21 protein-coding genes and 1 pseudogene are annotated in these 26,733 nt (G+C 36.0%); 5 read left to right on the top strand and 17 right to left on the bottom strand.

The genetic code is table 11. The annotated features are described in order from the left end of the window. Positions 1-126: 126 nt before the first annotated feature. Complete coding sequence (locus I592_RS06175; RefSeq protein WP_010781074.1) at positions 127-807, top strand: DUF1003 domain-containing protein; 681 nt, start codon at positions 127-129, stop codon at positions 805-807. Positions 808-894: 87 nt separating this feature from the next. On the opposite strand, the gene I592_RS06170 is transcribed toward I592_RS06175, so the two are convergent. Continuing rightward, complete coding sequence (locus I592_RS06170; RefSeq protein ID WP_010781075.1) at positions 895-1,428, bottom strand: PadR family transcriptional regulator; 534 nt, start codon at positions 1,426-1,428, stop codon at positions 895-897. An 11-nt stretch (positions 1,429-1,439) separates the two neighbouring features. After that, entirely contained in the window at positions 1,440-2,288 is an 849-nt protein-coding gene (locus tag I592_RS06165; RefSeq protein ID WP_010781076.1) for a sialate O-acetylesterase, read from the bottom strand. Positions 2,289-2,727: 439 nt separating this feature from the next. Here I592_RS06165 and I592_RS06160 point away from each other — a divergent pair, with 439 nt between their 5' ends. Then, positions 2,728-3,453: a MurR/RpiR family transcriptional regulator gene (locus tag I592_RS06160; RefSeq protein ID WP_010781078.1), complete on the top strand. Its 726-nt coding sequence runs from the start codon at positions 2,728-2,730 to the stop codon at positions 3,451-3,453. Here the strand turns inward: I592_RS06160 and I592_RS06155 are convergent. The 10 genes from I592_RS06155 to I592_RS06110 form a co-directional block, all read right to left on the bottom strand. Then, a complete protein-coding gene (locus tag I592_RS06155; RefSeq protein WP_081633624.1) occupies positions 3,450-4,826 on the bottom strand; it encodes a gluconokinase in 1,377 nt (458 codons plus the stop codon). The two genes, I592_RS06160 and I592_RS06155, sit on opposite strands and share 4 nt — an antisense overlap. A gap of 207 nt (positions 4,827-5,033) precedes the next feature. Beyond that, positions 5,034-6,365, bottom strand: a complete 1,332-nt coding sequence (locus I592_RS06150; RefSeq protein WP_010781080.1) for a 6-phospho-alpha-glucosidase — start codon at positions 6,363-6,365, stop codon at positions 5,034-5,036. A gap of 2 nt (positions 6,366-6,367) precedes the next feature. Further along, positions 6,368-7,981 (bottom strand): PTS transporter subunit EIIC, encoded by a 1,614-nt coding sequence (locus I592_RS06145; protein ID WP_010781081.1) that lies wholly within the window; start codon positions 7,979-7,981, stop codon positions 6,368-6,370. A gap of 184 nt (positions 7,982-8,165) precedes the next feature. Continuing rightward, a complete protein-coding gene (locus I592_RS06140; RefSeq protein ID WP_010781082.1) occupies positions 8,166-9,254 on the bottom strand; it encodes a YncE family protein in 1,089 nt (362 codons plus the stop codon). Between the two features lie 145 nt (positions 9,255-9,399). Continuing rightward, positions 9,400-9,666, bottom strand: coding sequence for a type B 50S ribosomal protein L31 (locus I592_RS06135; RefSeq protein ID WP_010781083.1), 267 nt, complete (start codon positions 9,664-9,666; stop codon positions 9,400-9,402). A 99-nt stretch (positions 9,667-9,765) separates the two neighbouring features. Continuing rightward, the gene (gene rho / locus I592_RS06130; RefSeq protein WP_010781084.1) at positions 9,766-11,061 is read right to left on the bottom strand and encodes a transcription termination factor Rho; all 1,296 of its coding nucleotides are present in this window, start codon (positions 11,059-11,061) and stop codon (positions 9,766-9,768) included. Next, positions 11,061-12,332, bottom strand: coding sequence for a UDP-N-acetylglucosamine 1-carboxyvinyltransferase (locus I592_RS06125; protein WP_010781085.1), 1,272 nt, complete (start codon positions 12,330-12,332; stop codon positions 11,061-11,063). Before I592_RS06125 ends, rho begins: the two co-directional genes overlap by 1 nt. 236 nt (positions 12,333-12,568) lie before the next feature. Then, on the bottom strand, positions 12,569-13,438 hold the full coding sequence (locus I592_RS06120; RefSeq protein ID WP_010781086.1) for a class II fructose-bisphosphate aldolase: 870 nt from the start codon (positions 13,436-13,438) through the stop codon (positions 12,569-12,571). Between the two features lie 178 nt (positions 13,439-13,616). Beyond that, the gene (locus tag I592_RS06115; RefSeq protein WP_010781087.1) at positions 13,617-15,227 is read right to left on the bottom strand and encodes a CTP synthase; all 1,611 of its coding nucleotides are present in this window, start codon (positions 15,225-15,227) and stop codon (positions 13,617-13,619) included. Positions 15,228-15,417: 190 nt separating this feature from the next. Beyond that, a complete protein-coding gene (locus I592_RS06110; RefSeq protein ID WP_010781088.1) occupies positions 15,418-15,867 on the bottom strand; it encodes a YueI family protein in 450 nt (149 codons plus the stop codon). Between the two features lie 225 nt (positions 15,868-16,092). Here I592_RS06110 and I592_RS06105 point away from each other — a divergent pair, with 225 nt between their 5' ends. Beyond that, positions 16,093-17,712 carry a SulP family inorganic anion transporter gene (locus I592_RS06105; protein WP_044926468.1) on the top strand — a complete coding sequence of 540 codons (1,620 nt, stop codon included), beginning with the start codon at positions 16,093-16,095 and terminating at the stop codon, positions 17,710-17,712. A 58-nt stretch (positions 17,713-17,770) separates the two neighbouring features. On the opposite strand, the pseudogene eno reads toward I592_RS06105, so the two are convergent. Both eno and I592_RS06100 read right to left on the bottom strand, forming a co-directional pair. After that, a pseudogene (eno, locus tag I592_RS20925) lies at positions 17,771-17,905 on the bottom strand (phosphopyruvate hydratase); the annotation flags it as partial. A gap of 247 nt (positions 17,906-18,152) precedes the next feature. Beyond that, positions 18,153-18,521, bottom strand: a complete 369-nt coding sequence (locus I592_RS06100; protein WP_010781090.1) for a PH domain-containing protein — start codon at positions 18,519-18,521, stop codon at positions 18,153-18,155. Between the two features lie 824 nt (positions 18,522-19,345). Between I592_RS06100 and I592_RS06095 the strand changes: the two genes are divergently transcribed. Beyond that, on the top strand, positions 19,346-20,158 hold the full coding sequence (locus I592_RS06095; protein ID WP_010781091.1) for a hypothetical protein: 813 nt from the start codon (positions 19,346-19,348) through the stop codon (positions 20,156-20,158). A 108-nt stretch (positions 20,159-20,266) separates the two neighbouring features. Next, the gene (locus I592_RS06090; RefSeq protein ID WP_010781092.1) at positions 20,267-21,049 is read left to right on the top strand and encodes a hypothetical protein; all 783 of its coding nucleotides are present in this window, start codon (positions 20,267-20,269) and stop codon (positions 21,047-21,049) included. Between the two features lie 139 nt (positions 21,050-21,188). Here the strand turns inward: I592_RS06090 and I592_RS06085 are convergent, their stop codons facing one another. The 3 genes from I592_RS06085 to I592_RS21940 form a co-directional block, all read right to left on the bottom strand. Beyond that, positions 21,189-23,819 carry a DEAD/DEAH box helicase family protein gene (locus I592_RS06085; RefSeq protein WP_010781093.1) on the bottom strand — a complete coding sequence of 877 codons (2,631 nt, stop codon included), beginning with the start codon at positions 23,817-23,819 and terminating at the stop codon, positions 21,189-21,191. Positions 23,820-23,821: 2 nt separating this feature from the next. Continuing rightward, on the bottom strand, positions 23,822-25,828 hold the full coding sequence (locus I592_RS06080; RefSeq protein WP_010781094.1) for a site-specific DNA-methyltransferase: 2,007 nt from the start codon (positions 25,826-25,828) through the stop codon (positions 23,822-23,824). Positions 25,829-25,944: 116 nt separating this feature from the next. After that, positions 25,945-26,727 (bottom strand): class A sortase, encoded by a 783-nt coding sequence (locus I592_RS21940; protein WP_010781095.1) that lies wholly within the window; start codon positions 26,725-26,727, stop codon positions 25,945-25,947. Positions 26,728-26,733 lie beyond the last annotated feature (6 nt).

Raw genomic sequence — 26,733 nt, 5'->3', positions numbered from 1 at the left:
TTGTTTATAATTCCTCTTTTTTTGATCCTACATCCTAATTGATTGGTCAGCCAAAAGTTTTTCAAGCATCTATCACTCAATAAGTTGTGACTCGTGCTATGATTTTGAAAAAAGCAGGTGATTCTTATGACTGACAATCCATCCGATCAACACTATAAGATTTCCGAGCTGGAAAAGGAACTTCAGACATTTATTCTCAAGAAGGAGCCCACTCTGACCTCGCAAACATCGATTTCTTATTTAAGCTTGTTGAATTATCGTTTTCAATCCCTTAATGAACAATTAAAAAATGAGGTTTCCACTTCAAAACAGCTTGACCATGAGTTGAAACATAAAATCCGGACGCAGCAAGTACACATCAAAAACGTTAATGATGCCTTAAAAACAAAGGAAACTTTCGGGCAAAGAGTCGCGGATGGCATCGCAAAATTTGGCGGAAGCTGGACATTTATTATTCTTTTCATCGTTGTTCTAGCAGCTTGGATCGCGCTAAACACACTTCCTCTGTTTTTTGAACCTTTTGACAAGTTTCCTTATATTTTATTGAACTTAGCCTTATCTTGTCTGGCAGCTATTCAAGCGCCAATCATCCTAATGAGCCAAAATCGACAAACTGACCGTGATCGAGTAGAAGCAGACAATGATTATGAAGTAAATGTTAAATCTGAAGTGGAGATTCACCTTCTCCATGAAAAAATCGATTATTTAATGGCATCGAAATGGCAGCATCTTATTGAATTACAGCAACTGCAAATTGAACTTTTGCAAGAAATCACTCAACAAAATCAAAAGACGCGCGAAATGTAGTCACAAATAAAGTAAGACAATTAACTAAACAGCCGAACAACTATCCTTCTGTCAAAGACGTTAGGAAATAGGTGTTCGGCTGTTTGATTATTCTGATGGTTTCTTTAGAGAATCAACCAGTTGTTCCTGAAACCATTCTAGATTGACTTCGTGGTGACGCTTAGAGTTTTCCATCATTTTAGCAAAATTAGAATGCAATTGCTTCGAAGAACTTAGGGCGTCGTCGATTAAACGAATTTTTTCTTTTGTTTGCTGAATTTGTGTTTGCAGCAATTGTTGGATCTCGTCGGGACGACGTTGGTTCGCAAAAAGCATGGACGTATAAAAGGGAAAAGTGATTGGTTCACTTTTACTCCCGTATTTATAAAATAGTCGCTTGAATTCATTCTTACCTAATTCTGTCAGCACATATCGATTCTTTTCTTTTTCTTCAGGTCGTTCCGTAGACTGCACTTTTTCGATCATTCGTTTCTCTTCAAGTTGTTGGATATTGTAATAGAAGGAACCTTTTGTAAATCGAACAAAATATTGAAAATAATTGGCCTTCATCTCAGCCAATAATTCATAGCCATAAGATTCCGGCATTTCTTGCAACAGTCCTAAAATCAACAGTGGTATCATTCGTCTCCCCCCTATGATTCGTTTGAGAGCTCAGTGAACCTTTCGATAAATATTTGATACGTTATTTCTCCAAGAGCAAAATCACGACTTAATAAATAAATTTTTTCATTTTTCGTGGTTTCTCGACCATAAATTTTACTTAGTGTTTCGTCTTCAGTGTTTAACGAATGTTGGATATCCATTTGCTTGTCAAAGGCTTCGTAATACCGAATACCGAACTGTCGTTGTGATTCAGCACTTATGTGGATACCGTCTAAATTGGCTTTTAACTTGTCAGCACTGACGATATAGCAATTATCTATTTCACTTACGGCTTTCTTCATCTCCTGATTGATTTCCTTAAATTCCGTCGCGCTCAATCCAAAGCCGCTTTTGCCAAGAAAATTCGGCAGTTCACCAACAATGATTGGTAACATAGGCAATCCAAGTTCTTGCCGAAAATGAGCTAAAACAGCCTTCAATTTCTGCGCATACTCTTTGTAGAGACCATTCAGACTATCATTCTCGCCTTGATGCCACAAGATCCCAATCAATTCACTGGATTCCATCGCAAATTTTGCTTCTGACAACGCATGACGCGTCAAAATCTGATCTTCAGCCCACTCATCGATGGAACTGCCGCCCTCTGCACAAGGGATCAATCCTAATTTTTCATCTGGATGATCCAGTGACCAAGCAGCTGCAAACGAAGCCGCCGGTCCAATACCTGCTACCTCACGATCAAAATGAATGGGCTCTGCCATCATTTGCCACCGCCCATTACGCAACATTTGGATATTTTCGTTATAGATTGCGGGTACATCCTTTACGTACCCGCGACCAGCCATATTTGATTGTCCAATTAATAAAATGGATTTCATTTTCTGCACCTCAATTTCTATTTAGCTTACTATAGTCTAATTAGACTATAGTGTCAACTTTATAAATTAATTCGACTTTCTATGGCAACATATATTTGATTAGACAATTAAAGATACTAAAAAAGCTCCCTATCAAGAAAGCTTCTGAAACATAAATTTCTTCCCTTTTACTTCAAAATCGCCTCGGCTCACCGAATTTTAGTCACTGACCTTATGGAACCACCGGACTAAAGACATCCGCAGGCTTTCTTACCAACTCTTCTCCATTAACGGGAGTGTAAATACTGCTTTTTTCTAAACCAAATATTTTGAAAATTTTCTCATTGCGGCAGCGAAAATAAAGCAGTTGAATTCGAATGATTCTGCTCCACATTTTTTTACGATCCTTAGTGTATAATACAAAAGGAAGCGTTTGTTTTTCAATTTAGGAGGTACAAGAATGGATTTAGAATTGGTTACAAAAGGAAAACAATTATCTGACAACGATCGAGCGATTTTGACTTATTTAGCCAATCACGTCCATGAGCTCGACGGAGTCTCTTTAAGAAAGATTGCTGCAACACTGTATACATCCCCAGCGACAATCGTGCGACTGGCACAGAAATTAGATTTTTCCGGATATTTAGAATTGTTTTTCTTTTTAAAAAATCAATACCGACCACAAAATCAGTTTGTTGAAGCAACGGTCGATATCTCAATTCCTACTGATAAACTCGCCCCTTCCATCCAGGATATGAAACAAATTTATCGAAAAAATCAGGAGAAATTCATTACGATCTACGCCACCGGTTTTTCGAGTATCATCGCTGAGTATCTCTATAAAAAACTACTAGTGAATGGGATAAAAACACTTTTTGTTAACGCAGCAGATTCATCCGGCATCATTAACAACAATGCCGAAAATATCAATATGCTGATCGTGATCTCCAAATCTGGGGAGACTCAAAAGGTAATAGAAAAAATGCACTTTTCCAGCGAACACAACATTCCAACCATTTTATTTACAGGAAATAGTCACTCTCGTGGGACAGAAGCTGCCTCTATTATTTTTGAAGTTGCAGATGAACGCCCGATGGACAGCCAAAATATCAAATACAACAGTTTTTTTGGTAAATTATTGTTGCTGATGGAATACATCGTCCAAGAGTTTACGGCTACAGACTAAAGAAAATAGGTCTGAGCGAGCTGTCGATAAATATCGTGGTTTTTCGAGTCAGGATAGAAGATTTGCTGACTCTCTTCAATCAGTAGCTCAGGCTCTTCTAACAAATAGTACAACCCAAAAATAGGTTCGTTTTCTTGCGCATAGTAACAGGTTGTCCCAAAAATGTCTGCGGCTAATTGTCCCAAAACCGAGGTTTGAAAAAAACCGCCGCTTACGGATAACTCTTCTCCAGGTGCTACTAAATCGATTAGTTGACGAACGTTCATTAACATTCCTTCGATCACACTTCGCAGCATTTCTCGTTTAGTGTGCTGCAACGTCAAATCGTAAAATCCGCCTTTTATGTCATTGCTCCAATAGGGTGCCCGCTCACCATTCAAGAAAGGCCAAAAACGCAGACCTTTCGCGCCAGGCTCCGTCAACTCTAACAGTTGCGGCAGCATTTCGAAAAAAGTCTTAGGATCTTTTGCCAACTGATCTGCGGCCCAAGCCAAAACAATCCCGCCATTATTGGAAGGCGCGCCGCTCACGAACACCTCTTCATTTAAGTAATAACAAAAATTTTGCTTTTTTTTATCCAAATATATCTTTTTAGTGATCTGACGGACCGCCGCACTGGTACCGATCGTCAAGCTTGCAGTTCTTCCAGTAGCATAATAACTGGCATACGCAGCCAAGGTCCCATCGCTTGCGCCGACAACTACGCGAATGGTGGATGAAAAATCGAATAGCTCCCGCTTGCTCGTCACCATCTCAAATGACTCTGTCGTATCTGCCAATGTCGCAAGCTGATCTCTTTTAAGACCAAGATATGCCAAGATCTCTTTGCTCCATTGCTTTTCTCGTAAATCGAATAGACCCGTGGCCGATGCTGTAGCATAATCAATAATGGGTTTCCCTGTAAAGTAATCCATGACCAGTTCCTTCAGTCCATACCAATGAATCTCCGCAGGATACAGGTTCATTTCTTTAAAGTACAGCAATTTAGCAAATGGAGACATGGCATGGATGGGTGTCCCGGATAGAGAATAGAAGCGAGCTGCTTCATCTGTCTCTCGAAAACGGGCAATAACTTTTGAAGCTTGCAGGTCTGACCATAAAAAAATCTGTTTTTTTCCGTCATCAGGCATTAGACTATGCATGGCGGTGCTGAAACTGATCGTATCAACCTGCCTCCGAATCCAAGCGGGAATCGCCAAAAGACCGCTTTGCAAAATTGACAGCAATTCTTCCCCTTTTTGATACTTGATCCGATCATTCCCATAAGTTTGAATAGGCAAATCGCTTGCATAAAGCAATTCGTTCTCTTGTATCACACCTAACTTGATCGCTGTTGTTCCTATATCTATTCCTAAAAATACTGACAAAATCATTCATCCTTTACAAAGGCGCAGCCGCCAAACTGAGTGCGCAATACTGCGCCACATTTCTCACCTATCTTATCACAATCCTCTGATGTAAAGCCCGTCATAAGCGACGGCGCGTGATGCTTCCTCCAGTCCCCACTTTTCCCCTCCTGATGAAAAAAAAGAACCTAACAACAACGCATCTATCCCTCATTGCTGTTAGATCCTTTAAAATTAGTGCAACTCCGGCCAAGTACCTGCATTTTCAATGATTAAATCATCCAGTAATTCCTTCGCTACTTGAGCACTAGGTACTGTCTTCGATAAAGTCAACGCTTGCCACATTTTTTGATAACTATTTTCTACATAAGCCTCAACGACTAATTTTTCAACCGTGACTTGCTGGAACATCATCGCTTGTTGAAAGGCTGGGATTTTCCCCTGGGTCAATGCTTCGGGTCCATCTGTTCCAACAATACATGGAACTTCCACCATCGCGTCATCAGGAAAATTGGCAATCGCACCATTATTCTCAACAATCATTACCATGCGCTCATGAGTGTTGAAGGCAATTGCACGGGCTAAATCTACGATAAATGTTGCGTGGGCATCGATGTCGAAGGCGATACCTTCTGCTGTTCCCTTCGCAATGATTTGTTGCGCGTGATCAAACACCGTTTTCTCTCGTCCTTGCATGACTTCATTTGCACGAGTAAATTCAGGATGATCCTTCATGTGTTCGAATACGTAGTCGGGATACAAATAATATTTTAAATACGTGTTTGGTAAATAGTCTGGTGTTACCGCTAAGATATCTTTCGCTTTCTTATGGGTCTCTTGCCAGCTTGGATCGGTGTGTTGGGTGTCTACCTCGATTTGAGTCAAATACCCATGCTCAGAGACATAGTTCCGGATTTGGTCAATGTATTCATGGCCCTCCGTATCCTTAACACTGGTCCACCAGCCAAAATGATTTAAGCCAAAATAACGAACTTCTAATTCCTCGGGAGCCTTACCAATGATTTGCGACATCCGTCTCAGTGTTCCTACGGGCATATCACAAATATTAAGAACCTTTGATTCTGGTCTCATAACGCGGCAAGCTTCAGCTACGATAGCGGCTGGATTCGAATAATTCAGCATCCAACAGTCTGGAGAATATTTTTCCATATAGTCGATGATCTCCAACATTCCCGTGATACTCCGCATACCATAGGCGATCCCTCCAGGTCCGCAGGTTTCTTGACCAAATACCCCGTGACGCAACGGGACCTTTTCATCTTTTTCCCGCATCGCATATTTCCCTACGCGAATATGAGCCATACAAAAGTCCACATCAGAAAATGCCACTTCTGGATCTGTCGTATAGGAAAACTCAATTTCCGGTGCCTGTTCTTTTAATAGAATTTCTAACGCTTCTCCAAGTATCCCCTGGCGGTCGCCATCATTGTCATACAATTTCAATTTCTTTAATGGGAAGCGTTCTAAATTATCTAACATCATCATGATGATTCCTGGAGTAAAGGTGCTCCCTCCGCCCGCAATCACTACTGAAAATTTTTTCATTATCACTCGTCTCCTTTATTTTCTCTGCCTAAGTATTTTTCAAGTTTTTCCCGAACCTGGGGAACGGTCAATCCATAAACTACGTGCACATTCTCTCCGTTGCTGATCACACCTTTTGCCTGTGTCTGATTCTTCAATAAGCCTTCATCCACAAGTTCCGGTTTTGCCAGCTTCAATCGCAGGCGAGTATAACAATTATCGATCGTTTTGATGTTGTCCGCGCCGCCTAAACCTTCAACGATTTTTTCGGAGAGTGTGTCCTCAGAAGCCGTAACAGCCATCGCACCATTTGCGGGTATAGCCGCTTTTTTATCGTTGTATTCCTTTTTCGAATACAGCTTTGTTTCTTGCTCATTGTCTTCCCGTCCAACAGTCTTGAAATTGAACTTAAGAATCAAGAAACGGAATAGGAAGTAATAGATAAAGAAAAAGGCGACTCCCACGAGAAGATAGATGGGCCAACGGGTTTTCTCTGTTCCTAAAGGAATGTTATATAGTAAAAAGTCAATAAAACCATTTGGACCGATTGCTCGAGAGCCAAAAATATTTAATGCTACCATGCTTAGACCGCTTAAAGCTGAATGGATCACAAATAGTAATGGTGCGACAAACATAAACGAAAATTCAATCGGCTCTGTCACTCCAGCAATAAATGATGTGACTACGGCAGGAATCAGGATCGCTTTTACCTTAAATTTATTTTCTGGCTTCGCTGTTTGATACATGGCTAGACACGCGCCAATCAATCCAAACATTTTTGAAATACCCCGTGCATCCCAAATCACGCTTTGTGAAAGGACGCGAACCGCTGGATCGGCAATTTCAGCAAAATAAATATTTCGTGCTCCTTCGAATACTTGTCCACCAACTTCAGCCACACCGCCAAGAGATGTATATAAAAATGGGGTATAGACTAAATGATGCAGTCCAGTCGGTATCAGCAAACGTTCCAAGGTTCCATAGAGGAAGATACCAAAGTTCCCTGTCCGTTGAATCACACCGCCTAATCCATCGATTCCTTGCTGAATGACAGGCCACACAAAGGAAAATACGATGGCAGCTACAACCAAGACGGGAATTAAAACAATAAAGACGAATCGCGCGCCGCCATATACTTGAAACGCATTATTGAATGTCGTATCAATAAATCGGTTGTGGATCAACGCTACGACGATCCCAAGAATAATTCCAAGAAACACGCCCATGTCCAGCACCTGAACACCCAATACTAAAGCTTGCCCTGAACCCTGCAATTGATCCGGTGCCACGAGCATTTCCCGTAATTCCATAAATTTATTCATCGCGTAGAGAAACACTAAATAACCAAGTAATGCAGTAAACGCGGCTTCCGCTTTTTTCTTATTTGCCAACCCTAATGCGATTCCTACACAGAAAATGACACCAAGATTTGTCAATACAGGCAATAACGCCGCCGATAAAATACTTCCGAATCCCATAGTAATCGGATTATCTAAAAAACTAAACGTTTCAATCAGTCGCGGATTGGTAAAAACATTCCCAATGGCGATCAAAATACCCGCTATTGGCAAGATCAGAACTGGAACAAACATCGCTTTCGAAAATTTCTGCATGCTATCCATGATTTTCGCTTTCATTTTTTTATCTCCCTCTTTTTATGATGTGTTTAGTATACGAGGCACCCTTTTAAAATGAAATAGATACCGCTTACAACTCAACTCGTTTCACGATTTGAAACAGGTTTCATACTTCCTAATATAAAAAGGGATTCCACCTTTAAGGAACCCCTTTAGCCTAATATTCTAGAATGTGCCGACTCATTTATTCTTTCTTTGATAATAACTGAGGAATGTCCAACTGAATGACATGATCCACCAAGACCGGATTTCTTGTGCGATACGGCCACGCACCTCCCTCAAATACCGCAAAAAGCTGGTCCTTATTTGCCGTTATCTGTTCGATATACGGCGGTGTATCCATCTCAGATGCGGCATCCTTAATAGAGAAAAAATTATCTACCTTATCTAAGTTAAAAAAATATATTTTTCCAGGCCGATCCGGCCCCCACGATTGAGACATCACTAGATAATCTTTGTAAAAAGTCATTCCTTGAATCATATCCAGCGTTTTCCATGAACCCAACGAACGGGCAAACTCTGAGGAAGGAACAGGCGTTACTCCAGACCTCTTTTGATTTCCTTGGTCAAAACTAGAAACCTTCTCGTGAGAATCAATCGTCAATTCCCCTTGATTGTCCAAACGATACGTCGCCATCCGTCCATATTCATCTAGCGTAAAATAGCCGACAACCAATACCCCTGAAGTATAGGTGACTGCGGAAGCGTGAGATACCTCTTTTAACGAAATTTGCTGATGGTAAGAGACCACTTGCCCCGCTTGCATTCGATAGTCTTCTAATTCTTTTAAGTCAATAGAAGATAACCCTGCAAAAAGGCCGCCCGTGGTCACCCAAACACGCTGATGCTTTGGATCATACGTAATGCCCCCCAAATGAGGTTTTCCTGGCAAAACAACCGTTTTCAAATACTCATGCGTTTGACGATCCAGCATATAGATAACTGAATGATTCTTATGATCATGACTATACGCCGAAATAAGAATATATTTTTCCGTCAAGGCGATCCCTTGTGGTGTCATCGTTCGGCTCTCGGAAAGGTCATTCGTTTCCAAGCTAAGTGTTTTTGCACTATACAAGCCAGGAATCTTATACATACCAAAATCAGTCGTCTCTTCCTTTCCTGAAAAGGCCGCTTGATAAAATTCGTTGTATGATTCCAACTTCTCTTTTTGCTGGTCCACTGTCAGTCCATGATATGAGGCATCCACCCTCACCGGAAATAAAACCATTAAAAGAAACCATAAAAGAACCCCGTATTTTTTCTTCTGCATACTAGAATCTCCTGACTACATGATTTATAAAAAAACCATAGCAGAAATTCTCAGAAAGAACAATTAAAGCGTTGTTTCTGAAAAATAAATATAAAAAAACGAGCTTCCCATAATGGGAAACTCGCAAAGTCTGATTGAACAGAATTTATTTTTCTTCTGCGTTTTCGTCTTTGAGACCGTATTTTTTGTTGAAACGATCGACACGTCCATCTGCTTGAGTGAACTTTTGACGTCCAGTGTAGAATGGATGAGAGTCAGAAGTAACTTCGACACGGATTACAGGGTAAGTGTTTCCGTCTTCCCATTCAACTGTTTCTTGTGAAGATTTAGTAGAACCTGACAAGAATTTGAAACCTGTAGTTGAGTCCATAAACACAACTGGATGATATTCTGGATGAATTCCTTGTTTCATAGTTTTTTTCGCTCCTTTGCCCTGAATCATTTGCTGGTTCAGAGTTATTTTTGCAATTTGCAACATGAATATACTATCATGAATGATTCGACAATGCAATTATCTTTTTTGATTTCTACGCGGTGTTTTCCCACCAAAGGAAACATCTTTGAATGCTTTGAAAACATCCTCGTTCGTCTTTGTCTTCTTCATAAAATTCACGAATTGAGACGTATATTCCAATGAATCTCCGGTCATATTGTTACGCAGCTTGAAGATCTCTTCTAAACGATCCGGACTCATCAATAATTCTTCTTTACGAGTACCAGATTTCTTGATATCGATGGCTGGGAAGATGCGACGCTCGGACAACTCACGTGATAATTGTAACTCTAAGTTCCCTGTTCCTTTAAATTCTTCGTAAATGACATCGTCCATACGACTGCCGGTATCTACCAATGCTGTCGCTAAGATTGTGAGACTGCCGCCTTCTTCAATATTACGTGCTGCACCAAAGAACTTCTTCGGCTTGTACAGTGCAGCCGGATCAATCCCTCCGCTTAAGGTCCGACCACTCGGTGGAACGACTAAGTTATACGCACGTGCTAAACGCGTGATACTGTCCATCAGGATCACTACATCTCGCTTGTCTTCTACTAAGCGCATTGCCCGTTCTAATACCAATTCAGACACACGCGTATGATTTTGCGGCTGCTGATCAAAGGTCGAATAAACCACATCTCCTTTTACGCTGCGTTCCAAGTCGGTTACTTCTTCTGGGCGTTCATCAATTAGTAAGACAATCAATTCGACGTCAGGATGATTATCTGTAATACCATTCGCTATTTCTTTCAGAATCGTTGTTTTCCCCGCTTTTGGAGGCGCTACGATCAATCCACGCTGACCAAATCCAACGGGAGAGAAGATATCGATCATTCGGGTAGAAAGTCGACCAGGAGTCGTTTCTAAAACCAATTGTTTCTCAGGATAAAGTGCTGTCAACGCAGGAAAATGCGGGCGTTCTTTGGCTTCTTCTGGATCTTTGCCATTCACGCTTTCTACATGCATCAACCCATAATAACGTTCGGATTCTTTCGGCGGACGGGCTTTACCAGCCACTTTATCACCATTTCTCAAGCCGAAGCGACGGATTTGTGAAGAAGAAATATAGATATCCTCCGCACTAGATCCATAGTTGATTGGGCGCAAGAAGCCATAGCCGTCTTGACCGATGATATCTAAGACTCCCTCCATGTAAAAGAAGCCTTGTTTTTCTGCCTGTGCCCGGATAACCGCTAAAGACAATTCCTTTTTATTCATCTGACTATAATAAGGAATTTTAAAGTCTTTTGCATAAGCATAAATTTCTTTTAGCGTCTTATTGTCCAGTTCCGCCATTGTTAAATAATCGCTCATTATTCCGCCTCTTCCTCGTCGATCATTTCGATAGTTGCACCAAGAGCCGTCAGTTTCTCAATAATATGATCATATCCGCGCAAAATGTATTCTACATTGAAGATCGTAGTTTTTCCTTCGGCCATTAATCCAGCGATAACTAAACAAGCCCCCGCACGCAAATCAGAAGCAACAACTTCTGCACCGTGCAGCTTACTAGGTCCATTTAAAACAATTAAGTTGCCTTCCACACGGGCATCTGCTCCCATGCGTACTAATTCTGGAATATGATTCACTCGTTTTGAATAAATCGTATCGATAATTTCAGAAGTCCCTTTTGCTTTCAACAATAGAGGCGTCAACGGCTGCTGTAAATCCGTTGCGAAACCAGGATATGGCGAAGTCGTCACATCCACCGTTTTTAAATTTTTAGAAGGAAGCACATCAATGCTATCCTCAGAAATATTCATTTCAACGCCGATTTCTTCCAATTTAGCAATAAAACTTTCGATATGTTCATAAATAACGTTATGAACCGTTACACCTTCACCCATTGCAGCTGCCAAAGCTAAATAGGTACCCGCTTCGATTCGGTCAGGAATAATTGAATGGACGCAGCCATGTAACTCTTCGACGCCTTCGATTCGAATTTCATCCGTACCTGCACCACGAATTTTCGCACCCATATTGTTCAATAATGTCGCTACATCAATGATCTCTGGTTCTTTCGCTGCATTTTCAATGATTGTTTTTCCTTTTGCTTTCACTGCGGCTAACATCACATTGATTGTCGCACCAATAGAAACCACATCCATAAAGATGCGATCTCCCTTCAATCCTTCGTCATCAGTCCGCAAGTAGATAACGCCATGCTCATTCGAAACATCCGCTCCCAAGCTTTCAAACCCTTTGATATGCAGATCGATCGGACGAGGGCCTAAGAAGCATCCCCCTGGAAGTCCAACCACTGCTTCGCCAAATTTACCTACCAACGCTCCCATAAAATAATAAGAAGCGCGCAAAGAATTGATTTTTCCACTTGGCATTGGAATGGAAACAACATTACTTGGATCAATGACCATTCGATTGTCTTCAAAAGAAACCGTTGCTCCCATAATTTCTAAGATTTCAATCAATGAGTGTACATCTTGAATATCTGGCACGCCTTCCAATGTTACTGGCGAGTCTGCCATAATTGCTGCTGGAATAAGTGCCACTGCACTGTTTTTTGCACCGCTGATCGTTATATTACCTGATAATGGCTTTCCGCCATGGATTTCGATTTTTTTCATGTATTTTCACCTAATTAATTATTTTGAAGTTTATAGACCATTATCCATTCTAGCATATTATTGACTGTATAAAAAGGAAGCATTCTCAAAATTCAACAGAAAATAATCAGGCCTGCCTTCCGCAGAGAAAATACGTTATAAAATAACTATTTTACTTAAAATATCGACTTTCTATATGATTTCTTTCACACAAAAAAACCTCGAAGCAGATGCTTCGAGGTCATAAGAATCAAAAATTAAGCTTTGTTAGCTGAACCGAACCAGTCGATATGTTCTTCAGCGTCTTTAACGATTGCAGCAACACCTGGTGCCAACAATTTACGAGGGTCAAAGCCTTTTCCTTCTTTATCTTTACCAGCTTCGATATATTCACGAGTTGCTTTAGCAAATGATAATTGGAATTCAGTGTTAACGTTCACTTTAGAAACGCCCATTGAGATTGCTTTTTGGATTTGTTCTTGAGGAATACCTGATCCACCATGTAATACTAAAGGAACATCAGAACCTACAGCATTCGCGATTTCTTGTAAGTGGTCAAATGCTAACCCTTTCCAGTTTTCAGGGTATACACCGTGGATATTACCGATACCACATGCTAAATAGTCGATACCTGTAGCAACCATTTGTACACATTCGTCCACGTCAGCTAATTCGCCAGCGCCGATGATTCCGTCTTCTTCACCACCGATTGAACCAACTTCACATTCTACAGAGATTCCTTTAGCGTGAGCTTTTTCAACAACGTCTTTAGCCAATTTCAAGTTTTCTTCAAATGGAAGATGAGAACCATCAAACATGATTGAAGTATAGCCAACTTCGATACATTCCAAAGCAGCTTCGTAGTCACCATGGTCTAAGTGGATTGCAACTGGTACAGTGATACCCATTGAATCTACTAAGTTACAGATGATGTCTTTAGCAACTTTGTAGCCACCCATGTATTTTGCAGCGCCCATTGAAGTTTGGATAAGAACGGGTGCTTTTTTAGCTTCTGCAGCTTTTAGAATAGCTTGTGTCCATTCTAAGTTATTCGTGTTAAATCCACCAACTGCATATCCGCCTTTACGTGCTGCTTTCAAGAATTCTGCTCCTGATACTACTGGCATAAAAAATTCCTCCTAGTGTTTTTACTATTTTACATTTGGTTAAGCCATGCTTAACTAACGTGTTAATTCTATCAAAGTTTCGTCATCTTTGCTACTGCAAACCTTCCGATAAAACCTTTACATTTCAACTTTTTTGTAAAAAAGACTGAAAAGCGCAACCACTTTTCAGTCAAATTTACTATTTTGCTTCTTTGCTTTCCAATGATGCCCCAACGAACGCTTTGATTAATGGTTGAGGACGATTTGGACGAGAGATTAATTCTGGATGGAATTGACACCCAACAAAGAATTTATTTTCAGGTATTTCAACGATTTCAACTAAACGATTGTCAGGAGAAACACCTGAGAAAACAAGTCCTTTATCCTCAAATAATTGACGGTATTGATTGTTAAATTCATAACGATGACGGTGACGCTCTTGGATCACTTCTTCATTTGCATATGCTGCTGCCGTCGTCGTTCCTTTTTTCAGTTTGCAAGGATACAAGCCAAGACGCAGTGTGCCACCCAAGTTTTCGATATTTTCTTGGTCTGCCATCAAATCAATAATATTATTTGCTGTGTCAGGGACAGTTTCCGCTGAATTCGCATCTTCCAAGCCAGCAACATTCCGACCAAATTCAACACAGGCCATTTGCATTCCTAAACAAATACCCAAGAAAGGCACATCATTTTCACGAGCGTATCGGATGGCTTCGATTTTCCCTTCGATTCCGCGATCGCCAAAGCCACCAGGAACTAAGATCCCATCTGCATCCCCAATTTTTTCTGCTACATTTTCGCGGGTCACTTCTTGTGATTGGATCCACTCGATCTCGATATCTGAATCAAAAGCAAAACCGGAATGTTTCAATGCTTCTACGACAGAGATATACGCATCTGGTAATTCTACGTATTTTCCGACTAAAGCAATCTTGACTTTTTTCTTGAGATTCAACACTTTTTCTTCTAAAGCACGCCATTCTGTCATATTTGCAACAGGTGCATCAATTTTCAGATGATCGCAGACGATTTGATCCATGCCTTGTGCCTGCAAAGCAAGTGGAATAGAATAAAGTGTTTCAACGTCACGCGATTCAATGACTGCTTCTGGTGCCACGTCACAGAATTGAGCTAATTTATTTTTCGTTCCTTGAGAAACAGGTTGTTCGGTACGTACAACTAAAATATTTGGTTGAATTCCTAATCCGCGTAGTTCCTTCACACTGTGTTGTGTTGGTTTAGTTTTCATTTCACCAGCAGCTTTTAAGTATGGGATCAGCGTTGTATGGATATACATGACATTGTCTGCTCCGACATCCGCCTTCATTTGGCGTAAGGCTTCTAAGAATGGCAAGGACTCGATATCACCGACCGTTCCGCCGACTTCTGTAATGATCACATCGGAATCTGTCATCTTCGCTGCACGCATGATCTTTGATTTGATTTCATTGGTGATATGCGGAATTACTTGGACAGTCGCACCTAGATATTCGCCTTTACGTTCCTTACGAATAACTTCTGAATAGATTTTTCCTGTCGTTACGTTGGAGTATTGATTCAAGTTGATGTCGATAAAACGTTCATAGTGACCCAAGTCCAAGTCCGTTTCAGCACCATCATCTGTTACAAAAACTTCTCCGTGTTGGTAAGGACTCATCGTACCTGGATCGACATTGATATAAGGATCAAATTTTTGAATCGTAACCTTCAATCCTCGATTTTTAAGCAAACGACCCAATGATGCTGCCACGATCCCTTTGCCGATTGATGAAACCACGCCGCCAGTTACAAAAATATACTTTGTCATAAATGAAAAAACTCCTTCATATACTAATTTGCAGGAAACGTCTAGAAAAAACAAAGAAAGCTCCCTATCCAATCTGAATAGGGAGCTATGAATTCACTAAACACTTGACCCTACTAAAAGGGTGCCCAAGCAGTATAATACCGACACTTTCGAAAAATGTCAACTGTAATTATTAGTTGCTTAATTTTCTTTAATCAAATAAGCGCCCAAAAAAGCTTTTCTTTTGCTTAGGTTCAGCAGATTCAGGCGTTGTCTCTGAAGGATATTTTTTTTCGATATCGATGATCTCTTCGTTCACCGCATGATCCGTGACCAATAAAACACCAATACTTTCTTCATCCTCGACAGTCGCATCATTGATAATTGTAAAATCTGCTGCGTTTTTTGAAGCCAAACCGATAAACTCACTTTGGAGTGTATCTGGTACAGCCCCGTTGATTAGCAATTTACCTTCGGGATGCTTTTTAATTTCTTCAATTAAATAGTGCCGATCTTGATTATTCTTCATCTCACGGATCGTCATACTTACAAAGCAACGTTCTCTAAAAGTTCCAAGATATTTACGTTGTTCTTCTGGATTAATTCGTGGAGAGCCATATCTTCCCTTGTCTAGATGCTGCTGCAATTCATCTTTTGCCATTTTATTCACTTCCTCATGTGCCTATTTTTGATTTAAGTATATCAAAAGTGGTGAAAAAAAGCTGAATCTCTGCTAAAAGCCTTTAATGGAGTGATTATTTCATAGAAATTTTAAGAAAACCATTGTACTTTTATCCCTTCTCTTTTATAGTAAAAGATGGTTTTACTTATTCTTTGAAAGCCCGTTTTTTACGGGCTTTTGTCGTATCTAAAAAAGGAGTGTTTTATAATCAAACGTTATACGAATTTATTGCAATCAGAGTTTAGACATTATTCTAGAGAAAAGTTCCAAAAGGACCTATTGGCAGGATTAACTGTAGCCGCTGTAGCCCTGCCCCTTGCTCTGGCTTTCGGTGTTTCCAGCGGAGCCGATGCAGCAGCCGGGATGATCACTGCCATCATCGCAGGAACTGTTATAGGCAGTCTTTCAGGTGGGTTTTATCAAATTTCTGGACCGACAGGCGCAATGGCAGCAATTCTTACTGGTATCATAGCTGTTCAAGGTTTATCCGGCGTTTTGGTCGCTACTTTTATTGCTGGAGCTATTTTATTATTGGCTGGATTATTCAAGCTAGGAAACCTCACCTCATTTATCCCGGCACCAGTGATTACAGGTTTCACATCCGGCATTGCAATCATTATTGCCTTAGGACAAATCGATAACTTCTTCGGAACCACTTCTGTAGGAGAGAATGCCTTAACGAGATTATTCAGCTATCATTCCAACTTCAATCCCGATTTACCGACATTTCTGTTAGGTCTTCTTATCTTATTGTTATTGATCTTCTACCCTAAAAAGTGGGCTCACGTTTTACCTGCCTCATTAGTCGCTATCATTTTGGCTACCTTAGCTTCGATCATCTTTAAATTGCCCGTCGCAAAAGTTGGAAAAATACCAACTTCTTTAATCACCGGAGAGCGCCTGCATTTCTCTACACTAAATTTTGCATTACTCAAACAATTATTTTTACCGGCTGTCAGTATCGCAATGCTGGGAATGATCGAAAGTTTACTTTGCGGCGCCTCGGCTGGACGTATGACCGGAAAAGATTTAGATAGCAATCAGGAATTAGTGGCTCAAGGAATCGGTAATATGATTTTACCTTTTTTTGGCGGTATTCCTGCAACAGCTGCAATTGCACGAACAAGCGTCGCTATCAAATCGGGGGCCCAAACCCGTTTAGCCGGTATTTTTCATGCGTTCTTCTTATTTTTATCAATGATCCTCTTTGCCCCAATCATGTCTCAGATACCTATGACGGCTTTAGCAAGTGTTTTACTTGTGACAAGCTGGCGTATGCACGAATGGTCAACTATAAAAACGATGCTCCATCAAAAAAACCGAACTGCCATCCTGCTTTTCTTTGCGACTATGCTTAGTACGATCATTTTTGATTTAAGCATTGCTATCGTACTTGGAATTATATTAGGCTGTATTTTCTTCATCGCCAAAAGCGCTAAAATTTCTATTACTACAGAAGAAGTTGATTGGCGCAGAATGGATCTTCCCTACTCTGAAGCTGGCACAGATTGGGCAGTTATTTATATTACCGGCCCTTTGTTCTTTATGTCAGCAAACCAGCTAAAGAAGGAACTCGATCAAGCTATCAGTAGAAAAGGTATTATTTTTTCACTCCGAGGTGTCCCTAGTATCGATTTGACTGCCAGAGATATCTTTGCTGATTATTTATCCGTCGCACGTTTAAATGATCAAAGAGTCATATTCACCTCTATGCAACCCGAAGTGAAAGCACAACTCAAACAAATATGGGAAAAAGATGCGCATTCACCTGTCCATCATCCTACAGTTGCTCATGCACTAACCACACTTCATCAAGAATTTTAGAGATATATGTAAAAAAGAGCTGCGAGGAAAATCCTCGCAGCTCTTTTGGTATCCGTAATTATTTACCGATGAATGGGTTGTTTTTTAAGTTGTAGAAAGATTTGATTCCTTTGTATTCTGCAACATCACCCAATTGGTCTTCGATACGTAATAATTGATTGTATTTAGCAATACGGTCAGCTTTAAGAGAACCTTAGGCGTTTTGACTCACTCTGTTTTGACAGCTAATTCAAAAAAACATTTACTTCTTCACCTCATTAAAAAGCTGTTTTACCAATGTTTCCAATCGAGAAACTCAAATTACTTAGTCAGCTATCTATAACTTAAAAAAACCTATTTTCATGTTTTTAACAAGCTCAATTTTTTACCTTGAATTGCTAAACAGAACCACATTTTCTTGGAAAAACCTAGCATTTCAAAATTGGTATAGTTGTTATTTATCAAATCATACTGATTAAACTATTTAGCTGTGCTTTTTGAGATATTTTATAAAACACTGTATCTTTTCTGATGTTAGATACAATCAATTGTTGCTTAAATAATCCCTTTTTTAATCTAATGTCAGTAACACTTTTTAAGTTAATAACACTAATCTTAGCAGACTTAAAAAATTGATTAGTTGCAATAATCATTTTAGATTTAGTAGCAACTACAAGACATAAGTTATTATCAGAATCAAAACAATCAAATGCACTAATTATAATATCTGATGATTTAACTTTAGTTGCGATTGATTTTAAAAGCTTTCTATCAATGATTTCTGAATTGCATTCTCTTTTAATTTTTTGTTGCAAGTCTTTAAAGTCCATATCTATCAACTCTTTCTTTTGTTTTTGTAATTTTACAACCGGACCTTAACATCAATATTGCATTTAATCAAGTATAATTTTTTAAAATCTTAATTATTTTATCTCAATTTTTATAACAAAATCCACTTAAAAAATGACATATAAAAAACCCTTATTTTTCAAGGGTTTTATAATTGTTGACAAAATTACAAGATTACTGTAATATCAATGATTTTTTAACCTATTTTGAAAAAAACACCTCTCAAATGATTCGAATATTTATTTGTGGGTAAATCTACACTAACTTTCATCTGAGAGGTATTTTTTATTTTGAGATATTTAAAAGTATTGATTTATTAAGGTTTTTAAGAGGTCTAATTTTGAGTATTTTCAAGGTATTTAAATATCTAATGATAAAACCTTAAATAACCATTGATAAATATAGCTTTTATAGACTTTTTAATAGAGAGCAAATTTTACATATATTACTAAACTTAAACATCTTTATTAAGTAAGCAAGCGTAGCTTGCTAATCCTCAATATTTTAAAAACAATTAATTAAATGCTTAAAACCTTGATTTATCAATGATATTCTTTTATACCCCCCCTAAAGTAATATTATATTATATATAGGGGGGGTAAGAAGCAAATTAAGTGGAGATATTGTTGATATATCAAGGTTTAGCTTACATTGATAATGATTAATTTATGGTGGATATTACTTGTCCTTAGATACTGAATAATAGAAAGATACTTAAAATTGACTATAGAATTATTAGATGCTATTAATTAGATATAGATTAATATTGTATCTAATCAAATAAAAAAAGAGAGGAGTGTTTATTATGAAAATTGATAAAAGATTGAAAAAAAGTAACGAGGAAATAGTAAAGACTTATGTTTATTATCTTAATTTGATATTTAAACAAGCAACAAAAGTACCTTTTAGAATTAAACAAAGTAGCAATGTTACAGAATTAATAGTTACTTATGATGTTTTAGAATATGAATTTAGGGATTATTCAAAATCTGATGTTGTTAAAATCTGTAAAAACAGAAATTTTACAGATGACAGTCAAATAGATAATCTAATAAAAGAGTTAGCTAAAGCAAAAGCAATGCAGATATTTAAAAATTATCAAAGTTTTTTAAATACAAATATTACTGATAGTAATAATACTCTAGATAAAGATTTATTTATTAAAAATTTAAGCGAGGCTATTACTATAAATACAAAATATTTGCAGACAAAATACAACATAGATATTGACTTTGAAATCATTTATTTAGCTAATAAATATGTCCATTTTGACTGTAAAGTTTTAGAAGCATTGGATAATATAATCCCAGATTTAACATTAACCGATGAACAATCAGAACTTATGTATAAAAAAAATGATGATAATGCAATCGAAACTGTATCTACTGCTATTTACAATTGGATTATGGATAATTTAAAAACAACAACAAAAATAGCTTTAGCTAATCAAGATGATGTTAAAGATATGCTTGATGTATTTAAAAATATTACTAAAGCTAAATCTGTTAAATTATCAAAAGACAAAGGGAATTTTATTATTAACTATGATAATAAAGTAAGTGATAAATTTATTTTAATTAGCTCAGACCCTGTTTATTTAAAATCACTAATCATTTAAAGACTGTTAAAACCAGTCTTTTTTGTATTTAACTTAATGTAAAATTTGATTTTAAATATTTGATAGTGTATATTATGTATATATAGACTAAGTAAAGGACTGTTAGATATGATAAAAAAAGATGATGAATTTGAATATAAATCAATTGTTGATAACAAAATTGAATATAGGTTTAAAAGAAAAATTGGCGATATTAACAATAAATGGGTATTAATCGATACTATCTTAGATGAAAAAGATTTAGAAACAATTAATGAGAAAACTAAAGAATTTATCGAAAAAGCAGAAAAAAGAGCAACCGAAACTAATAAAAAAAGAGAAAAAGTACAAAGCGGAATACACCTTGAAAATCAAGTCAATTTAGTCTTTAAATTATATTTAGCAAATCTAAATGACTATTTAAAAGCACATAAAGATGAAAAAGAATTTAAAAATGTATTAAAAACAGATTTAGTTGATAATATTATTTTTGATTACTTAAAAAGTAATGATTTATTAAATATGACATCCGAAGAATTAATCGCTAATAAAGAGCATTTAGCAGAGTTAAGTGATAATCTACTAAATTATAATTGCAAAGATTTATCTTATCGAGATATGCTTGCTTTTTCTAAAAAAAATACTGGATTATATACCGACCTAGAAATATTTAATAAAATCACTGAGTTAGCTCCCTATTTTTTTACAACAGCCGAAGGTGGACGAGGAATGTTTGTAAACAGTATTTTTAAGCACTATTTTATTAAGTATTGTGATGTAAATCGAAGATGCTTTGTGTCAAGCAAAAGTGAAACTTTAGCTCTTATACTTAATACTAAATTTACTGAAAAGCATTTTCAAAATTACTTTAAAATCAACAAATTAACAAATGATAATTTCAAAAACATATAAAAAGCTAGTATTGTCTTATAGATTTAATAGTTTTACATTTTAATTAATATCTTAGTCTGATATTTTTAAAATTAAACTTACAATCTTTTATGACAATACTAGCTTATTTTAATATTCAAGATAACAAGAATTACTTCAGCTATTCACCAATGAATAATTCTAACTTACCATCTAAAATCTCACCATTATTGATTTTTTCTGATAAATCACTGATAAATTCTCTTTTATTCTTATTGTTGTAAAACTTAATACCAACTAATTTGACATTATCATTTTCTCCTATGATTTCAACATCTGAACCATTCAGAGCATATAGCATTTCTTGCTTCCAAGCATCTTCTTTTTCCCTGTCTTCACCTTTTGGTTCGACAAATACTTGATAGACAAATTCTTCATTTTCTAAATAAAGAATAAAATCGGGCATAAATCCTCTAGGACCACCAAATTCAGTCAATTTATATCTTGTTGCTTTTTCATCATTTCTAATTAAATAAACTTGCTTATATTTAGCTTCTAACTCATGAATAAAGCTTCCCATCAGTTCTACCATTGCATATTCTAAGCGATTCATAATAGCATCTGTATAAACAAACCAATCCTTCCCTTTCATTTGGTGAAGTTCAATTCTTTGAGTAATATGTCCTGTTTCATAAAGAGGAACTACCACTTCATAATCTCTCAAAGTATCTTTAATAGAAATTGGTTTGAAAACTTTTAATCCAATTTCTTTCTGATAATTTTTGCGAATTTTCTCTTCACAATAAGTTAAGAACTTATCAATAATTTCTAGTTTTTCTATAGCTGATAAATCAGAAATATGTTGTCCTTTAGGTAAAGATACCTTGATAGAAACACCATTGAAATACTGTTCACTATCAATTAATTCATCTTTAGATTTCAACAAAGGTAGATATTTTTTCAGATTAATAAATCTAAAAAATGGATTTCTTTGCAAAGCTTTTTTAAAGAATCTCTTATCAACTGTTAAATATTCAAATTCTCTTTGAATAACAGTGTCATCATTAATATTTCCTTTGTAATCAGTTTCCACAGTTGAACCAAAATATTCCGTTTCCCATTCTTTAGATATGGTAAATTTTTCTAAAGAATTAAAATCTTCAGGAGTAGTTTCCCTACTTTCATTCACAAATAAGTTCCCTTGTTTATACACATTTGTATTTTTGAAAGAATGTTTTAGTTTAGTTGAAAGTATACGAACTGTCTCATCACTTGAACTAATTAAGTTTACAGCATTCATTGATTTCTCAAGGTTAGCTAGATAACCTTTCTCGTTAATAGTATGATAATGTAATGTTTCCAATATTCTTAAATCAGTATTTTGATTATCGAATCTTCTTTTAAAACTTTTCTCACCTTCATATTCAAAAGGAAAATATCTTGCTCCCCTACCAATCAATTGTGCTTCACTATCTGTAGCGGTTCTGGTTACTCCTGCACCTTCAGAAATCCTAACAATATCATAAAGATTTAGAACATCCCATCCCTCATTAAGTTTCGCTACAGCAAAAATAACTCGAATTGGATTATTGATATCTTCTAAACTATTCAGTAATACTGCATTATCCTCATTTAACATGTTTTTTTCGTTCGCATTTAAAATATTTCTAGCTTCAAAATCCTCCTGAATTTCTCGGATAACACTATCTAAATCTTGCTCTAAAAAATAAGAAAAAACTTTATAGAGTGTAGAATTCGATGATACTGTTGTTTTTCTCTGATTAATATATTTAGTTAAACTTTCAACAGACAAATTCTCTATGATAGCATTAAAATCTAGTTGTTTTTGCTCAGAAATCTTAATTTTACTTGATTTAAACATGATAATAGGTTTGAAATATAAAATCCCATTTTCTCTAGCTATTAATTTTCTGTATTGACTTAATAAGAGGGCATCTTTCATTTTTTCATCATCATTTTCTGAAGATTGTAGCCTTAAAACATTTTTAGAATAGCCATCTGTCATAAATTCGCCTAAATCATATTTGTAAAGAATTTTATCACTATATTTTTGCGAGATATTTTTATCATCCATATTTATAGTCGCGGAAAACTCTAAAAGCTTATTACCATCTCTCAAATATAACATTTTATCAACAATAGTTTTTTCCCATGACTCTTTATTCTTTTTCTCATCTTTTGTAGAAGCATTAAAATGATGAGCTTCATCACCTAAAATGATAATATCTTCCTCTTCCAAACTTTCTAATGAGATGCCATTTTCTCGAGGTTTAATTAACTCTCCATGAATTTTTTGAATCGTTGTCAATTTTAAATAAATAGTATTTTTATCTTTAAAAGCAGGAAAATTGTCCACTGGTTGAATCATAATTTGTTCTCCATCAATGGAGATACCACTAGGATTAAATAAGTATTTATTCGATTGACTATTTAGCATATTCTCTTGAGTTTTCTTAATAATCGCATCAGTATTTACAATAAAAATAAAGTTTTGATAATTGAATTCTTTATACAAATACAACATCAAACTCGCCATAACCATAGTTTTTCCTGAACCTGTCGCCATATTAAATAATAGTTGCTTTCTTTGGAAGCCAGCATTACTGATACCTGCTATTAAATTATCATCTTGTATAAATTGAAATCTTCTAAAGGCTTCTTCTTGATAATGGCGAAGTTCATCTTTTAAATTAGCTTTTATATATTCAGGAACTTCATGGGGATTATTACTTGTATAAAACATATTAGACATTTGACTATCTAACCATTCATATAGTCTTTCTTTAGCCATAACTATTCCCCCTCGTTGCTGTAAAAACTATGATTAAAGGCTTTGTCATCATCAGATATGATAACATTCTTATCTTCAATTTCAGAATAAGGCACATATAATTGATTCTTATCTAATGCTTTTTTGAAAATTTCTTTTTGTTCTTCAAAAGTTAAGTCATTAAAAGTAACAGAGCCTTCTTCTTCATCATTTTCTTTTAACAATTCATAGACTAGTTTTTCTTTATCCAATTGGAAGTTCAAATCAGCATTGTTATCCAATTCATTCCATAAATCAGCTAATTCTTCTTTAGTAGATACTTGGTCAATTTTGTCCATATATAATTGATTTAATTCCATCAATTCAGCATAAACAAATGAACCTCCACCTTGCCAGTTAACATCTTTGGAAATTCCAGCAGTACTTTCGCCTTTTACTGTTTTATACATTCTTGTTTTCGTCACAGATTCTATATAATTCATTTGCTCAATAATAATGAATTTTCTTTTTAGCTTTAGAGCCACAGCACCAGTAGTTCCAGAACCTCCAAAAAAATCCAGCACATAATCATCTGTATTTGTAGTTAATTCAATTGCCCTACTTACTAGCTTCTCTGTTTTTTTGCCTTTTTTGAATGAGACTCCACCTTCATTGTGTAAATCATTTGGTAATACATCATCCCATATCTCAGTTAAAGCTGAACCAAATCTCATCTCACCATCTACACTTATAAGTCTATCCTTCATAAATAACATAGCTTGTCCATTCATTATATAATAATCACTATATCCATCCCGTTCCATATGATACAACCTATCGCTATTTTGTTTTGATAAATATTTCAAATCTTTTGTTGCTTTACTTATCTGATTATCATCTAAGCTTACAAATCTAAAAATACGGTCAGCATTCTCATATGCGAACTTATTTAATATGTTATCATAATCGTCACCAAGCTCAGTCTTTAGTCGTGATTTCTTAATTTTCAATTTATCTGAGAAAGCATCTAATAATGGGATATACTTCCAATCTTCTTTGTCTGAATCATAATTAGTGATAAATTGATTATATCGTTTGTCTCTTTCTTTTGGAGCAAAAATTCTGTTGGGTTTCCACATGGATTTATTTTTTGAGTAAATCAATAAATAATCAGATACATTGACTACTCCTGGATTTATAACTTTGGCTCCTGAGGCACTTGACCTCTTTACAGTAATAATATTTTGCAAATTTTCTCTTCCAAATATTTCATCAGTTAAAACTGTGAGATATGATAATTCATTATAATCAATAGTCATCATCAAGCTTCCATCTTCACTTAATAATTCCTTTGCTACCTCCAATCGATTTCTCATAAAGGTTAACCAAGAAGAGTGGTTAAATCTATCATTATATTTAAAAGAATCCCCGCCAGTGTTATATGGAGGGTCTATGAATACAGCTTTAATTTTCTTGGAGAATCTTTCCTTTAAAGAATGTAAAGCTAATAGATTATTACCTTTGATAATTAAATTATCCTTATCATTAAAAGAATCAACTTCATGTTCCCCTTCAGCATCAAATTTTTTCACATTTACAAATGCTTTAGGTGCTAAAAGAGTATCTATTTCATCTCTTGCAATGACCTCATTATAGAAAACTTCTTCTTTTCCAGCATCTTCCTTAGTCATTCCCCCCTCTAGAACACAATCTTTATAAGGAAAATCTAAAACAACATCAGTATTGTATTGAAGATACTTACCTTCACTTGACAATCCAATATTATTCGAGTATTTAGTATAGCTATCTGCCCAATAGTCTTTGTATCGTAAAATATCAATAAATTCTTGCACTTTAAAAATAACGACATCTCCAGCTTTTATCGAATAATTCTCTCTAATTTTCTGATTTTTTAATAATGCTGAAATTAAAAGTGCATCATAATTTTTCAAATCATCAATAACGATTGGTCTTTGTAGCTCTTCACCGTTCCAATACTGCGGGAACTCTTTTAAAATATCTTTAATCTGTTTCATTAATCTAGTATCCATTTGCCATCTCCTAATCAAAGTCTAGTCTTTCTTATTATATCAATCACAATACAAAAAGTCATGAGAAAATAAAAAGCCCTAATTAAGGACTTTATTTCTACAAAATTACCAATTATTTAATTAATATCTGTAAGCACTGCTCTAATAACTACTCGATTTTCAGGTAATTTGGTGCTGTCATCATAGCAAGTATATAAAGTCAAAATACTATAATCTTTAATATCATTTAATATCCATGTTTCATCTTTAGATACTATAAAATTATTGTAGACAGTGTATTGATAGGAATATTCACTATCTTTTAAAGTAATAACATCTCCTTTTTCTAACTGATTAATGCTTGTAAAAAGTAAGTTGCTATTACTAATAATATGACTTGCTAATACATAATTCCCTCTGCCCATTTTTTGATTTTTTTTATTTGTTACTGCACCATATAACATTGTATCTTGTCTATTTTTAGTATTTACAAAAGGCTTGCCTTTAAATATTGATAAATTTAAATCAATTTTAGGTATCTCGATTATTCCTAATTTTTCAAAGTTATCAGTTGTTTCTAAAGATTTATAGCTATTCTCTATTATTTCTTCTTCAATATTTAAATCAATATTTTCTTTCACTTTCTCATTCTCAGATGTTAGTTGATTTACTCTTTCTACATTCCCTCCCTCTATTTCTCTTACCTTTTCGATATTCTTCTCTATTTCTTTTATGTCTGCTTTAGTATTATCAGTTTTAGCAACAATCACACTATCATTAAATTTTTCAATATTTTTAGCTATTTCTTGATTATCATTTTGATTTAAAAACATTAGCAACAAATAAAAAGTAGTAAATACTAATAGCATTACAACAGCAACTTTTCTTAAATTTTTTAAGTGTATATATAACTTTTCCATCAATCC

The organism is Enterococcus gilvus ATCC BAA-350 (assembly GCF_000407545.1).
Lineage (GTDB): Bacteria > Bacillota > Bacilli > Lactobacillales > Enterococcaceae > Enterococcus_A > Enterococcus_A gilvus.
The sequence above is the reverse complement of the archived record's forward strand: the minus strand, read 5'-3'. Positions and strand labels throughout refer to the sequence as shown.